Annotated in this window: 14 protein-coding genes; 10 read left to right on the top strand and 4 right to left on the bottom strand. The window is 68.4% G+C overall.

The features are described 5' to 3' along the window. The first annotated feature begins 7 nt into the window (after positions 1–7). The 3 genes from ACWPMX_RS04130 to ACWPMX_RS04120 all read left to right on the top strand — a co-directional run bounded on the left by ACWPMX_RS04130 (position 8) and on the right by ACWPMX_RS04120 (position 2,649). Positions 8–919, top strand: coding sequence for a hemolysin family protein (locus ACWPMX_RS04130; protein ID WP_455698777.1), 912 nt, complete (start codon positions 8–10; stop codon positions 917–919). A 73-nt stretch (positions 920–992) separates the two neighbouring features. Next, complete coding sequence (locus tag ACWPMX_RS04125; RefSeq protein WP_455698776.1) at positions 993–1,874, top strand: LysR substrate-binding domain-containing protein; 882 nt, start codon at positions 993–995, stop codon at positions 1,872–1,874. Positions 1,875–1,926: 52 nt separating this feature from the next. Then, entirely contained in the window at positions 1,927–2,649 is a 723-nt protein-coding gene (locus ACWPMX_RS04120) for an EcsC family protein (protein WP_455698775.1), read from the top strand. 19 nt (positions 2,650–2,668) lie between these two features. Here the strand turns inward: ACWPMX_RS04120 and ACWPMX_RS04115 are convergent, their stop codons facing one another. Next, positions 2,669–3,133, bottom strand: coding sequence for a peptidylprolyl isomerase (locus ACWPMX_RS04115; protein ID WP_455698774.1), 465 nt, complete (start codon positions 3,131–3,133; stop codon positions 2,669–2,671). Between the two features lie 112 nt (positions 3,134–3,245). Here ACWPMX_RS04115 and mgtE point away from each other — a divergent pair, with 112 nt between their 5' ends. Both mgtE and ACWPMX_RS04105 read left to right on the top strand, forming a co-directional pair. Continuing rightward, on the top strand, positions 3,246–4,700 hold the full coding sequence (gene mgtE / locus ACWPMX_RS04110) for a magnesium transporter (protein WP_455698773.1): 1,455 nt from the start codon (positions 3,246–3,248) through the stop codon (positions 4,698–4,700). 6 nt (positions 4,701–4,706) lie between these two features. After that, positions 4,707–5,099 (top strand): DUF1489 family protein, encoded by a 393-nt coding sequence (locus tag ACWPMX_RS04105; RefSeq protein WP_455698772.1) that lies wholly within the window; start codon positions 4,707–4,709, stop codon positions 5,097–5,099. 10 nt (positions 5,100–5,109) lie between these two features. Here the strand turns inward: ACWPMX_RS04105 and nudC are convergent, their stop codons facing one another. Further along, positions 5,110–5,973 (bottom strand): NAD(+) diphosphatase, encoded by an 864-nt coding sequence (gene nudC / locus ACWPMX_RS04100; protein ID WP_455698771.1) that lies wholly within the window; start codon positions 5,971–5,973, stop codon positions 5,110–5,112. Next, a complete protein-coding gene (locus tag ACWPMX_RS04095; RefSeq protein ID WP_455698770.1) occupies positions 5,970–7,292 on the bottom strand; it encodes a serine hydrolase domain-containing protein in 1,323 nt (440 codons plus the stop codon). The genes nudC and ACWPMX_RS04095 overlap by 4 nt, the downstream gene beginning before the upstream one ends. Before the next feature lie 99 nt (positions 7,293–7,391). On the opposite strand from ACWPMX_RS04095, the gene ACWPMX_RS04090 reads away from it, so the two are divergent. Next, positions 7,392–7,616 carry a hypothetical protein gene (locus ACWPMX_RS04090; protein WP_455698769.1) on the top strand — a complete coding sequence of 75 codons (225 nt, stop codon included), beginning with the start codon at positions 7,392–7,394 and terminating at the stop codon, positions 7,614–7,616. On the opposite strand, the gene ACWPMX_RS04085 is transcribed toward ACWPMX_RS04090, so the two are convergent. Then, positions 7,613–8,632 carry an A/G-specific adenine glycosylase gene (locus ACWPMX_RS04085; RefSeq protein WP_455698768.1) on the bottom strand — a complete coding sequence of 340 codons (1,020 nt, stop codon included), beginning with the start codon at positions 8,630–8,632 and terminating at the stop codon, positions 7,613–7,615. The genes ACWPMX_RS04090 and ACWPMX_RS04085 overlap by 4 nt on opposite strands. A gap of 14 nt (positions 8,633–8,646) precedes the next feature. On the opposite strand from ACWPMX_RS04085, the gene ACWPMX_RS04080 reads away from it, so the two are divergent. The 4 genes from ACWPMX_RS04080 (at position 8,647) to ACWPMX_RS04065 (ending at position 14,128) form a co-directional block, all read left to right on the top strand. Then, positions 8,647–9,180, top strand: coding sequence for a DUF721 domain-containing protein (locus ACWPMX_RS04080; RefSeq protein WP_455698767.1), 534 nt, complete (start codon positions 8,647–8,649; stop codon positions 9,178–9,180). Continuing rightward, positions 9,177–9,851, top strand: coding sequence for a DsbA family protein (locus tag ACWPMX_RS04075; RefSeq protein ID WP_455698766.1), 675 nt, complete (start codon positions 9,177–9,179; stop codon positions 9,849–9,851). The genes ACWPMX_RS04080 and ACWPMX_RS04075 overlap by 4 nt, the downstream gene beginning before the upstream one ends. A 90-nt stretch (positions 9,852–9,941) precedes the next feature. Then, positions 9,942–10,682, top strand: coding sequence for a thioredoxin domain-containing protein (locus ACWPMX_RS04070; RefSeq protein ID WP_455698765.1), 741 nt, complete (start codon positions 9,942–9,944; stop codon positions 10,680–10,682). 29 nt (positions 10,683–10,711) lie between these two features. Continuing rightward, positions 10,712–14,128, top strand: a complete 3,417-nt coding sequence (locus ACWPMX_RS04065; protein ID WP_455698764.1) for a chromosome segregation SMC family protein — start codon at positions 10,712–10,714, stop codon at positions 14,126–14,128. The last annotated feature ends 12 nt before the right edge of the window (positions 14,129–14,140 follow it).

Below are 14,140 nucleotides of genomic sequence, written 5' to 3'. Positions count from 1 at the left end.
CAGGGCCATGCCCGACAGCGATTCCCAACCGGGAGAAGCGGACAGTAAACGCGGTCTCTGGACCGCCGTCCGCAAGTTCTTCGACACCGACGACGGCGAACGCTCCTTGCGCGAACAGCTCGAGGAAGCGATCGACGAGCACGATGCGGCGCAGGGCGAGGACGGCGAAAGTACGCCCGCCAACGGCGACCTGTCGCAGGTTGAGCGGCAGATGCTGCGCAACCTCCTCCATTTCAGCGAGCACGATGCCGACGATGTGGCGATCCCGCGCGGCGACATCATCGCGCTGAGCGCAGGCGCGACCTGGGAGGAAGTGGTCGCAGCCTTCGCGGAGCACGGTCATTCGCGCCTGCTCGTCTACCGCGACACGCTCGATACCGTGATCGGCATGATGCACATCAAGGACGTGTTCCCGATCATCGCGACTGGAGCCGCCCCGCCCGCCGACTGGACAGCACTTATGCGCCAGCCGCTCTACGTTCCGCAGGCCCGCAACGCGCTCGATGTGCTCGCCGACATGCGCCAGCAGCGCATCCATCTCGCGGTCGTGGTCGACGAATATTCGGGAACCGATGGCCTCATCACGATCGAGGACCTCGTCGAGGAAATCGTCGGCGAGATCGAGGACGAGCACGACGACGAGGAACCCGAGTGGATCATTCCGCTCCCCGACGGAATGTGGGAGGCCGATGCACGCGCCGAGCTCGATGATGTGGCCGAGACGATCGACCCCCGCCTCGCGGAAGTCGAGGAGGCGGTCGATACTCTTGGCGGCCTCGCCTTTGTGCTCGCCGAGTCGGTTCCGGGTATCGGGACGATCCTTGAGCATCCGAGTGGCTGGCGCATCGAAGTGACCGATGCCGACGACACCCATGTCAAGCGTTTGAGACTGCATCCTCCCGAACCGCCCAAGGAATAGCTCCCATCGGTTTATTCGCAGTTGCAACATTTCCCGCTCGACTTTCCGTGCCCGTGAACCCATCTTCTCCGCCGTGAGCCGCCGCCTTCCTCCTCTGCGCGCGCTGGAAGCGTTCCTGCGTGTTGTCCGCCTCGGTTCGGCCCGCGCCGCCGCGACCGAACTCGGTCTCAGCCCCTCGGCGCTCTCGCGCCGGATCGGCACGCTCGAGGACTTCGTCGGAAAGAAGCTGTTCACGCGCGCGCACCAGGCGATGCAGCTGACCGACGAGGGACGCGCGTTCTACGACGCGGTCGCTCCGCATATCGAGGCACTGGCCGCGGCGGTCGAATCGCAGTCCGATCGCGTGGGGTTGATGCGCCTGAAGCTCGGCGTCCTGCCGCTATTCGGCGGCCAGCGGCTGTTCCCGCGGCTTCCCGAGCTACGCAAACTCCATCCCCGCCTTCACATCGACATCGACACCGGCCCGCACCTGCTCGACCGGGTGGGCGACACGCTCGATGCGGCGATCGTGCTGGCGCAGGACCCCGACCAGGCGCTTCATTCGGTGCGGCTCGACCACAACAACGTCTATGCGATCGCCTCGCACGGCCTGGCGGACGAAATCGGCAATGCGCCCGACCCGCGCAAACTGGCTGGGCAGACGTTTCTCGTCCACAACGAGCTCCCCGACAGCTTCACCGCCTGGCGGGAGGCGCTCGGTCTGACCGAATTCGAGCCGGCCGCGATCGATCATTACGATTCGGGCCAGCTGATTCTCGAAGCCGCCGCTCAGGGCCTGGGCATCGCGATCATGCACGACGATCATTTCACCCGGTCGAAGGATGGGCGCCTGGCGCGCCTTTTCGACATCGAGGTGGCCAGCCCGTATTCCTACTGGTTCGTCTGCCGCCCGCGGGATCTCGAGCAGCGGCCCGTCCGCCTGTTCCACGACTGGCTGGTCTCCGCCGCGCTCTAGGAACGCAGCCCGCCGTTCGCGTGTTCTCTTGCCGGAAACAGGGAGCACCACAGTGGACATTGCCAAGGAACAGAACGCCTACCGCCGCGCCAAACCTTCGCGCTTGGGCCGGGGCATCGAACGGCTGACCAATCCGTTCGGCAAGGCACTTGCCAGCGTGGTGCCGAACAAGGCGATGGAGGCCGTGGTCAAGGGCATCGACGCTGCCGCCGGCGCCCCCGCCCTGACCCGGATGCGCCACGACAAGTCCGACATCGCCGCCTGCCGCGAGGCCGCGTTCAAGGTCGAGCGCACCTCGAAGATGGTCAACGGCGCGACCGGCGCTGCGGCGGGCTTCGGCGGGGCGGTATCGGCCGGGCTCGACGTGCCGGCCTCGATCGGCATTGCCTTGCGCAATGTCCGCGACACCGGCCGGGCCTACGGCTACGACGGCGTCGGCGAGGCGGAAAAGCTCTTCCGCCTGCAGATCCTCGAACTCGCCGCAATCGACGACCCGGAACTGCGCTCCGAGCGGATCAGGGGCATCGAGAGTGCGATTGCCGCGGATGGATCGCTCAAGCCGGTTACCGGCGATGCCGCGACCCCGATGGTCGATGCCGCGGTCGAACGGATCAGCCGCGCGATGGCGTTCGCCACTTTCCGCCGCCGTCTCGGAATGGTCGTACCCATCGCCGGATCGGCGGTCGGCCTGCTGGTCAATCGCTCGTTTCAGGAGGACGTCAGCAAGGCCGCCCGGTTCGCGTTCCAGGAACGCAGGTTGAAGGCCGGCGGCTGAGCGCCGGCCTTCTCGCAAATCAGGAAACGGTCGCCTTGACGATCTTGCCAGGCTGGCGCGGCGGCTCGCCCTTGGGCAGCGCGTCGATGTGCTCCATGCCGCTCTCGACCTGGCCCCAGACGGTATACTGGCGGTCGAGGAACCGCGCATCGTCGAAGCAGACGAAGAACTGGCTGTTGGCGCTGTCCGGATTGTTGGTCCGTGCCATCGAGCACACGCCGCGCACGTGGGGCTCGGCGCTGAATTCCTGCTTGAGGTCCGGCTTGCTGCTGCCGCTCATGCCGGTGCCGGTCGGGTCGCCGCCCTGCGCCATGAAGCCGGGGATGACGCGGTGGAATACCACGCCGTCGTAGAAGCCCTCGTTCGCCAGTTCGGCGATGCGCTCAACGTGTTTCGGCGCAAGGTCGGGCCGCAGCTTGATGACGACGTCGCCGCCTTCCCCGTTGCCGGTATCGAGGGTGAAGGTCAGTTTTTCGGCGGCCATTCGTGTTCTCCTGTGTTGAGCGTACGCTCGATTCCGGCGCCGATATAGGCACCCCACCGGCGAAGTCACCCGTGCGCTTGCGTTTCGCGGCTTCCCGCCTAAGGCCGGGCACATGGCGGACGAGACCATCCTCGAAGAAGACGCGATCGCGCTGGCGGCGGACGAACGGGCCGACGACCGCCCGGACGACCGCGTCGACGACGAGCGGCACGACGAGGATAACCGTCTCAAGCCCGAATTCGTCCGGAGCGTCGAGGACGCGCTGGAGGACAACGACCAGGAGCGGATCCGCGGACTGGTCGAGCCGCTGCATCCGGCCGACGTGGCCGACCTGTTCGAACTGCTGAATGCCGACGAGCGTCCCCGGCTCGCCGCGCTGATCCCCGATCTCCTGAGCGGCGAGGTGATCGCCGAGCTCAACGACTTCGTCCGCGAGGACATGATCGAGGCGCTCGCGCCCGAGGCGGTCGCCGAGATCGCCGAGCAGCTCGACACCGACGACGCGGTCCAGCTGCTCGAGGATCTCGAGCCCGAAGACCAGGCCGCCATTCTTGCCGAGATGGAGCCGGAAGATCGCGCGGCGATCGAAAGCGCGCTGGCCTACCCGGAAGAGACCGCCGGCCGCCTGATGAGCCGCGAGTTCGTCGCGGTGCCCGAGCACCTGTCGGTCGGCGACCTTATCGACTATCTGCGCGACGCCGGCCCTGACGACCTGGCGACCGAATTCTGGGAAGTCTTCGTCGTCGACCATGCGCACAAGCCGGTCGGCACCTGCCTCCTGTCGTGGGTATTGCGCGCGCCGCGAACCAAGCCGCTGTCCGAAGTGATGAAGCGCGACCAGACCCTGATCCCGGTTACGATGGACCAGGAGGAAGTCGGCAACATGTTCCAGAAGTACGCCCTGATCTCGGCCGCAGTGGTCGACGAGAACGGGCGGCTGGTCGGCCAGATGACGGCGGACGACGTTGTCCACATCGTGTCCGAGGAAGCGGGCGAGGACGTGCTGCTGCTGTCGGGCGCGGGCGACGGCGACATCAACGAACCGATCCGCGAGGCCTATGTCGCGCGCGTGCGCTGGCTGGTCGCCAACCTCGGAACTGCAGTCGTTGCGAGCACGATCATCGCGATGTTCGGCGCGGCGATCGAGCAGCTCGTCGCGCTCGCCGTGCTGATGCCGATCGTCGCCAGCATCGGCGGCAATGCTGGTACGCAGACAATGGCGGTGACCGTCCGCGCGATCGCGATGAATCAGCTCACCCGCGCGAACACGCGCCGGATGATCTGGCGCGAGATGCGCGTGGCCATGCTCAATGGCGCGACGGTCGCGGTGCTGATCGGCGTCGCAGTTTCGCTGCTGTTCTCGCCGCAACTCGGCGCGGTGATAGCGGCGGCGATGGTCATCAACATCCTCGTCGCGGGCCTTGCCGGCGTCGCGGTTCCGGTGATCTTCGAGCGGCTCGATCAAGACCCGGCGGTCGCTTCGAGCGTCTTCGTGACGATGATCACCGATTCGATGGGCTTCTTCGCATTCCTCGGCCTCGCGGTGGCGAGCGGCCTGGCGGGCTGACCAGTCGTGCCGCTGAGCATGACCAAGATCGCCTATCGCTCGGGCAGCATCGACAACCTGCGCGCCTGGGTGGAAGCGGGCGAGGAAGCGCACATGCGCACCCGGTATCGCCCGACGCGCCATGCGGAGATGATCGGCGGATCGCTCTACTGGATCCTCGACCACGCGATCGTCGCGCGGAGCGAAATCCTCGGCTTCGACGAACGGCCCGACGGACACTGGACGATCCGCCTCGCGCCCAGGCTGATCCCGGTCCAGCCCAAGCACAAGCGGGCGCACCAGGGCTGGCGCTATCTCGAGCCGAAGAACGCCCCGCGCGACCTCGAGGACGGCGAGGAGCCGAGCGACGCCATCCCGGGTCGCCTCGCCGGACGGCTGACGAAGCTGGGTTTGATCTGACGCAGCGCGATCAGCGTTCCAGCCACCACTCGAGCAAGTGCCGTGCGATCGCTTGCGACGGCGGCGCGATGAACTCACCGTCGTCGTTTCCGGCAAGCGCGTAGGCGACCTCCTCACGGGAGAACCAGCGCGCTTCGTCGATCTCGGTCGTGTCGATCGTCAGCGCATCGTCTTCGGCCATGGAATGGCAACCGATCATGAGCTGGCTCGGGAAGGGCCACGGCTGGCTGGCGATGTAGCGCACGTCCCGCACCCGTACGCCGGCCTCCTCCAGCACCTCGCGCGCGACGGCCTCTTCGATCGTCTCTCCGGGCTCGACGAATCCGGCAAGCGCGGAAAAGCGGCGCGGCGGGAAGCGCGGCTGGCGGCCGAGCAACAAGCGGCCACCATGTTCGACCAGCATGATCGTGACCGGGTCGGTGCGCGGGAAGTGCTGCGCCCCGCAGGCCGAGCAATCGCGCTGCCAGCCGCCCTTGGCGATCACGGTGCCCGAACCGCACTGCGCGCAGAAGCGGTGCCGCGCGTGCCAGTCGACGAGGCTGCGCGCCCCGCCGTAGGTCGCGAGGTCGCCCGCCGGGAGCGAGGCGAGCATCTGCCAGACTTGCGGTATGGCGTAGGCCGGTCGGTTCTCACCGGCTGGGGGCACCGGCGCGAAACACGCCTTTCCGTCGAGCAGCCCGAGGAACACCAGTTCCGCATCGGGCGCGCAATCGGCGAGCGAGCCCCACAGCAGTCCCCCGTCGTCGGCGAGCGCCGGCATCAGACCGTCGAGCCGCAGGACACGCGCGCGCCAGTTCATAAGCCCGGCCAGCGCCTCGGGATCGGTCCGGACATGGTCGGCGCGATCGAGCGGCGACCGGGCAAAGGCGATCATGCGGCGGGCTTGCCCGCCATCGTTGCTAGGTCGGCTACCACCGCCTTGTTGAACTCCTCGGTCAGCGGATAAGTGTTCGATGGCATGTACTGCGTCATCATCGTCGCCCGCAGCCCGCGCCGCATGTCGACGAAGCCGACGGTGCCAGCGGCGCCGCCCCAGCCGTAGGTTCCGGCTTGGTCGCCCGCACCGACACGGCCGCCCGCGCCGAAGCCCTGCACCCCGCCCAGCGTGCTGCTGAGGTCGACGCCCTCAGGCAACAGGTTCGAGGTGCCGACACGCACCGCGAGTTCGCCCATCACCCGCTTGCCGTCGATCTTGCCAAAGCCGACCAGCATCCGCAGGAACCGGTCGTAATCGCGTGCGGAGGACACGAGCCCCGCCCCGCCGAAGGGAAACGCCGGGGGATCCGAATAGACCGAAGCACGCGCCGGATCGATCGGTACGAGGTTACCCTGCAGCACACCGTAGTTGGTCGTCAGTCGCCCCAATTCGCTCGCGGGAACCTGGAAGAAAGTGCTCGACATTCCCGTAGGATCGAAGATGCGCTGCTTCAGGAAGACATCGAAGGGCTGCCCGCTGGCGACCTCGATCACACGCCCGAGCAGGTCGATGCTCATCGAATAGAGCCACCGCGTGCCCGGCTGCGCGACGAGCGGCAGTTTGGCGAGCCCGTCGGCGAAGGCCGCGAGGCTGCGCACCGGTGTGCCGCGCCCGAACATCGCGGCGAGCGAGGGCACCTTGGTCACCTGACCGGCGATGAGACCCCCATCCTCATAGGCGGTCTTGATCGCTCCCTTCTGGATGATCCCGTAGCCGATGCCAGCGGTGTGCGTGAGCAGGTGGCGGATTGTGATCGGACGTGCCGCAGGCTCCACGTCGGTAATCGAGCCGTCGTACGTCTTCTGCACGGTCATGTTGGCGTAGGCCGGGAGCACCTCGGCGAGAGGCTGGTCGAGACCCAGCTTGCCCTCGTCGATCAGCATCATCGTCGCCATGCCGGTGATCGGCTTGGTCATCGAATAGATGCGATAGAGGCTGTCGATCCCGGCGGGCGAATCGACACCCACCGCCAGGTTTCCGCGCGCGATGACCTCTGGATCGAGCTGGCCCCAGCCAAATGCCGCGACCACGTTGGCGAGCTTGCCCGAGGTCACGTAACCATCGATCAGCTTCGTCACGGTGGGCCAGCTCGCGAGGTCCTGTGCAAACAGCCGAAGCGGCATTCCGCCGACCATCGCCCCCGCGCCGACCCACGCGGACGCCCGCAGAACCGTCCGCCGCGAAAACTGCGGCGATTGCAAATCCCTGAAAGCCATCGACCTCTCCATGATCGGTTTCAAATCGGGATGTGCGGCATCGGACGGATGCGGTCAATCAGGGTTGCAAGCGCGTGGTGTCCTATCCATATAGGACACATGGGTAACTTGATCGCATTCCTGCTCGGACTCGTCTCGCTGGTGATCGTCATCCCGGCGACCATCCCGTTCCTCGGCTGGGCCAATTGGCTGGCGCTGCCGCTGATTGTCGTCGGCGTAATCGTGGGCCAGCTATCCTCATCCAGCAAGGCCGGGCGTAATTTCTGCCTGGTGGTGCTGCTGATCGCGGTGGTCCGCCTGAGCCTCGGCGGCGGGATTTTCTAGGCGCGCGCCCGCGCGGCCGCCTTCGTGAACAGCGTCGGAAGCCCCGCTTCGTCCAGCCGATCGATCGGCCACCACTCGCCTTCGCCAGCCGGCTCCGCCGTGTTCGACACGAGAATGGCAAGCTCGAGGTCGAAATGGGTCAAGCCGTGACGCACGACGCCCGCATCGCGCCAGTCGCCCTGCGGCGGCCCATCCCCATCGCCGCGCGCCGACCAGCCGTCGTCAGGCAACGCACGCATCCCGCCCAACATCCCGGTGCCTTCGCGCCGGACAAGCCAGACTGCCCCATCCCGCTCGATCCACAGCGCGGTTCCGCGCCGCAGCGGCTTTGCCTTTTTCGCCGGCTTCACGGGGTAAACCGACGGCTCCCCCTCGACCCGCGCGACGCAATCGGCCGACAGCGGGCACACAAAGCATCGAGGATCACGCGGCGTGCAGACCGTCGCGCCGAGATCCATCATCGCTTGCGCGAAATCGCCAGCGCGGCTGTCCGGCGTAAGCGTGTCGGTCGCCGCGCGGATAGCCTTGCGCGCGGCGGGTAGCGGTTCGGCAATCGCGAACAGGCGGCTGACGACGCGCTCGACATTCGCATCGACCACAACCGCGCGCCGATCGAAGGCAATCGCGGCCACCGCGGCGGCGATATAGGCGCCCACCCCCGGCAACGCCCGCAGGCCCTGCTCGGTATCGGGAAAGGCACCGCGCTCCACGACCGCACGCGCCGCAGCCAGCAGGTTGCGAGCCCGCGAATAATACCCGAGCCCGGCCCACGCGGCCATGACGTCGGCATCTTCGGCTGCCGCCAGCGCCTCGACCGAGGGCCAGCGAGCGAGGAACTTCGCATAGTAGGGCGCGACGGCTGCGGTGGTCGTTTGCTGGAGCATGACCTCCGACAGCCACACACGATAGGGCTGGGGCGCCGGGCTGCCCGGCGGACTGCGCCACGGGAGCGAGCGGGCATGGCGGTCGTACCAGGCGAGCAACTTGCTCGCGACGCTCTCCTCGCTGGCACTCATGGCGCGCCTATGGCATGGCCTCGCCGACGATGGAACGGGACACAAAACCAAAGGCGAAACAGTACGAACGGCCTCGCGGAGGGCCGGCGAAGTCGATCGCCGAATTGACCCCACAAGTCGGCCGCACCGCGTTTCGCCGTTTCGGCTTCGTGCAGTCGAGCGTCGTAACCCGCTGGCCCGAAATCGTCGGCGAGCATCATGCGAAGGTGTGCACGCCCGAAGCGATCCGGTTTCCGCCCGGCGAGAAGGCCGACGGCATCCTGCAACTCGTCGTGCTGCCGGCGCACGCTCCGCTGATCCAGCACGTCATTCCCGAGATCATGGAGCGGGTGAACCGCTTCTTCGGCTACAAGGCGGTGGCGCGGGTCAAGTTGCGGCAAGGCGCGGTTCAGCCGCCTGCTGCCAAGGCGCGGCCCGCCGCGCCCCCTTCGCTTAAGCCGGTTCCGTTCGAGCTGGGCGAATCGCTGCGCGACATCGGCGACCCGGAGCTGCGCGCCGTGCTGGAATCGCTCGCCCGGACATTGGGCGAACAGGAGGAATCGAAGTGAAGCTTGCCCGCCTGGCGATCGCCGGCATTATCGCGATGGCCGCCTCGGTCGCCCTTGCCGCGGCTCCCAACTGGCTCACCACGGTCGATACGACCGGCGGCGGCCACAAGATCGGCAACCCTGCCGCCCCGGTCAAGCTCACCGAGTTCGTCAGCTACACCTGCCCGCACTGCGCTCACTTCGCCAAGGAAGGCGGCGGCGCGATCGACATGTACGTCGCCAGCGGCAAGGTGCAGGTCGACGTACGCCATGTCGTGCGCGACGCGGTCGATATGACCGCCGCCATGCTCGCCAACTGCGGCCCCGCCGCCAAGTTTCCGCGCAATCACAACACGTTGATGCTGTCGCAGGACAAGTGGCTACCGATCACCACCCGCGCGACCGCAGCGCAGAAGGCGCGCTGGTTCAATGGCCCCGGTCCTGCCCGCCGCCGCGCGATCGCCAGCGACCTCGGCTTCTACCCGATCATGATCGCCCGCGGATACGACCGCCCGGCTCTCGACCGCTGCCTGTCCGACGAAGTGCTGGCGAAGCGTCTGGCCGACCAGTCCGCCGCCGACGATGCCAAGTGGAACGTCAAGGGCACGCCCAGCTTCGCGATCAACGGCAGCATGTTGGCGGCCACTTACTCGTGGGACCTGCTCCAGCCGCAGCTCGACGCCCGCCTTTGACGGCCCACGGATAGCTGTGGAAAGCGCGGGCACGCGCTTCACCGCCTCAACTGCCTCGTATACCTTGGACGACCACCCGAAAGGATGACAATGCTCCGTTCCGTTCCCCTCGCCCTTGCCACCGTCCTTGCCCTGACCGCCTGCGGATCGAAGGAGGAAGCGGCCGATGGTGAGATCGCCGAAGGCGCCGTCGTCGCCGCCGTCCCCGCGCCTGCCGGACAGAGCTGGTCGGAAGTCGCCGCCGTCACGCCCGAGGGCGGGATCGTCGAAGGGAACCCGAACGCCCCGATCAAGCTGGTCGAGTACGCCAGCCACACCTGCAGCCACTGCGCCGACTTCGCTGCCCAGGCCGCAGAGCCGCTCCGCACGAAATACATCGAGACCGGCAAGGTCAGCTACGAGATCCGCAACCAGATCCACGACCCGATCGACCTGACCTTCTCGGTCCTCGCCCGCTGCGCCGGACCTGAAGCGTTCCATGCCTTCGCCGAACAGGGATGGGCGAACATGGCCAACATGTTCGCGCAGGTCCAGGCCAACGAAGCGGCACTGCAGGCGGCGAGCCAGGCACAGGGCGCCGCCCGCTTCGATGGGATCGCCAACGCTGCCGGCCTCTACGACTTCTTCGCCCAGCGCGGCGTATCGCGTGACCAGGCACGGGCCTGCCTCGCGAAGGAAGAGACCGCGACCAAGATCGCCGCCGATTCCGAAAAGCAGTCGACCGACCTCAACGTAACCGGCACTCCGACGTTCTTCATCAACGGCAAGAACGTCGGCACCCTCGACTGGAAGGGCCTCGAGCCGATCCTCCAGCGCGCCGGCGCGCGCTAGCACCCGGCGCGAGGGGGGATAGCGCCGGGATGCTCATCAGGCGGCTCAAGCTCAGTGGTTTCAAGAGCTTCGTCGAGCCGTCCGAATTGCGCATCGAACCGGGGCTGACGGGGGTCGTCGGCCCCAACGGCTGCGGCAAGTCCAACCTGCTCGAAGCGATCCGCTGGGTCATGGGCGAGAACTCGCCCAAGTCCATGCGCTCGGGCGGGATGGACGACGTTATCTTTGCCGGCACCGCCACCCGCCCGCAGCGCGATTTCGCCGAAGTCGTGCTGACCGGCCAGACGGGCGACGGCGAGGAACTGGAAGTCGTCCGCCGGATCGATCGCGGATCGGGCAGCGCCTACCGCGTCAACGGCAGGGACGTCCGCGCCAAGGACGTGGCACTGACCTTCGCCGACGCAGCCACCGGCGCGCACAGCCCGGCGCTCGTCAGCCAGGGCAAGATCGCGCAGGTGATCGCCGCCAAACCCGCCGAACGCCGGATGATGCTGGAAGAGGCCGCCGGTATCGCCGGCCTCCATGTCCGTCGCCGCGATGCCGAGGGCAAGCTGCGCCAGACCGAGGCGAACCTGGCCCGGCTCGAAGACCTCATGGCCGGTCTCGACAGCCAGATCGCCACGCTGCGCAGACAGGCCAAGCAGGCCGAGCGCTACAAGGTCCTATCCGACCAGATCCGCGTCGCGGAGGCTCGGCTGCTGTTCGCCCGCTGGCGCGATGCCGCCGCCGCTGCCGAAGCCGCGCGGGGCGAGGCGCGCGCCGCCGACGAGCGGGTGACTGTCGCACAGGCCGCTTCGGCTGAAGCGCAGAAGGCACAGGCGTTCGCCGCCGCCGCACTCGCCGAGGCGCGCGACGAGCAGGCGGACCGGCGCGACGATGCCAGTGCGCATGGCCACCGGATGGCGGCGCTTGCGAGCCAGTTGGAGGCCGCCGAGCAGCGCCTGGCCGACCTCGACCGGCAGCGCACCCGACTGGAGGAAGATCGCGGGGACGCCGACCGGATGACGCGCGATGCTGCCGAGGCGCTCGCGCGGCTCGAGAAAGACCTCGAAGCGGGTGCAGCCGCGCTTGCGGCAGACGAAGCGCGCCGTCCGCAACTCGCGGCGAAGCTGGAGGATGTCGACCGCGCCGGCCGTGCGACCGAACTCGCGCTGGCCAAGGCGACTGCCGATCACGCCGGGGTCGAAGCCGAGTGGCGCGTGGCCGAGGCGGAAGTCGCGCAGGCGCAGGCCCGGCTCGCCCGCCTCGATGGCGAAGCACGGCGACACGACGAAGCCCGCGCCGCACTGTCGGCGGCAGGCGATCCGGAAGCGGCGGTCGCCACGGCCCGGCGCGAGGCGGACGATGCCGCAAAAGCTCTCGCCAATCGCCAGGCCGCTCTCGAAGCCAAGCGCGGACGGAAGGAAGGCCTGCAATCGGCGCGCGATGAAGCAGCGAGCGCACTGGCAGGCGCGAAGGCCGATCTCGCCGGGCTCGACCGCGAATTCCAGGCGCTCGACCGCGACCGCCAGGCACGTGCCAAGGCGGCATCGGGGCGTCAGGGGCTGCCGACCGCGCTCGACAAGGTGCGCGCCGAACCCGGCTACGAGCGAGCGCTAGCCGCTGCGCTCGGGCGCGATGCCAAGAGTCCGGTCGGCGAAGCGCAGGGCGAAGGGCGATTCTGGACGGGGTCCGATGCTCCCTCCCCCGTCCCAGATGCGCTCGCGAAGCACGTCACCCATTGCCCGCCGCAACTCGCAGCGCGGCTGGCGTTGGTCCACGTCGCCGAGGCGGACGACGGGCGCACGCTCCACCCGGGGGAGTGGCTGGTCACGCGGTCGGGGTCGCTGCGCCGGTGGGACGGGTTCGTCGCGCGCGGCGAAGGCGCGGCTGAGGCCGCCCGGCTCGAGGCTGACAACCGGCTAGCGGAACTCGAGACGCTGATCCCGCCCCGGCGCGATGCGCTCGCCACGGCGGAAGCCGCGCAGGCCGCCGCGCAGGACGAACTGACCACCCTCACCCGCGAACTCGTCGCCGACGAGCGCGCGATGCAGGATGCCTCAGAGGCCGAACGCCGCGCGCTCCGTTTGCTCGACCAAGCCGAGGCGGCGCGCGAACGCCATGCCGCGCGCCTCTCTGAACTCGCGACGACAGCGGGCGACCTTGCCGAGCAGCGCAAGGGCGCCGCGGCCGAACTCGCCGCCGCAGAAGACAAGCGCGCCGCGCTGCCGTCGCCCGATACGGGCCGCGCCGCGCTCGAAGCCGCGCGGGCAAAAAACGATGTGAGTCGTACCGCGTTGCAGGCAGCCACCGCCGAACTCGCGGCGCACGACCAGGGACTGGCGGTGGCGCGCGAGCGGGCAGCCGCGCAGCGATCCGACATGACGAGCTGGCAGGCGCGATCGGGCGATGCCGCCCGCCGCCTCAGCGACATGGCCCGCCGCTTCGAAGAGATCGAAGAAGAGCGCAGCGTCGTCGCGGCCAAGCCCGCCGGGCTGCTGCGCGAGATTGAACAGGGCGACGTCGTCCGCGCCCGATTGAGCGAGGAGCTGGCCAAAGCCGAGGCCGCGGTCACCGCCGCGCAAGCCGCTGCGCAGGCCGCCGACCGAGCGCTCGCCGAGACGACCGAGGCGCTCGCCGCCGCGCGCGAGGCCCGCGCCGGACTGTCCGCGCGCGCCGAGAACGAGGAGCAGCGCCGGGAGGAGATGGCGAGGATCTCGGGCGAGCGCTTCCAGTGCCCGCCGCCGCTGCTCGCCGGGCGCTTCGCGTTCGAGGCAGAAGGCGTGAAGAACGCCGGTCTCGAGAGCGAGGAGATGGAGCGGCTCGTCGCCAGCCGCGAGCGGATCGGGCCGGTCAACCTCGTCGCCGCCGACGAGCTGGAGCGGATCGAGGCCGAGCACGGGTCCAGCGCCGCCGAGCAGGCCGAACTCGCCGAAGCGGTCAATCGCCTGCGCGGTTCGATCGGCAACCTCAATCGCGAGGGGCGCGAGCGCCTGCGTGCGGCGTTCGAGCAGGTCGACACCCACTTCCGCCGCCTCTTCACCCGGCTGTTCGAGGGCGGCGAGGCGCACCTCGCGCTCATCGACAGCGACGATCCGCTCGAGGCGGGTCTCGAAATCTTCGCCCAGCCGCCGGGCAAGCGCCTCCAGTCGCTGACGCTGCTGTCGGGCGGCGAGCAGGCGCTGACCGCGACCGCGCTGATCTTCGCGCTGTTCCTCACCAACCCCGCGCCGATCTGCGTGCTCGACGAAGTCGATGCCCCGCTCGACGATGCGAACATCGACCGGTTCTGCGACCTTCTCGATTCGATGGTCGCGGAAACGCAGACCCGTTATCTCATCGTCACCCACAACGCGGTGACGATGAGCCGGATGCACCGGCTGTTCGGCGTGACGATGGTCGAGCGCGGGGTGAGCCGCCTGGTCAGCGTCGACCTCGGCGAAGCGGAGTTGCTCGCCGCGGAATAGAGCCTAACGCTC

The sequence above is a fragment of the Tsuneonella sp. HG094 genome, from assembly GCF_053819285.1.
The sequence above is the reverse complement of the archived record's forward strand: the minus strand, read 5'-3'. Positions and strand labels throughout refer to the sequence as shown.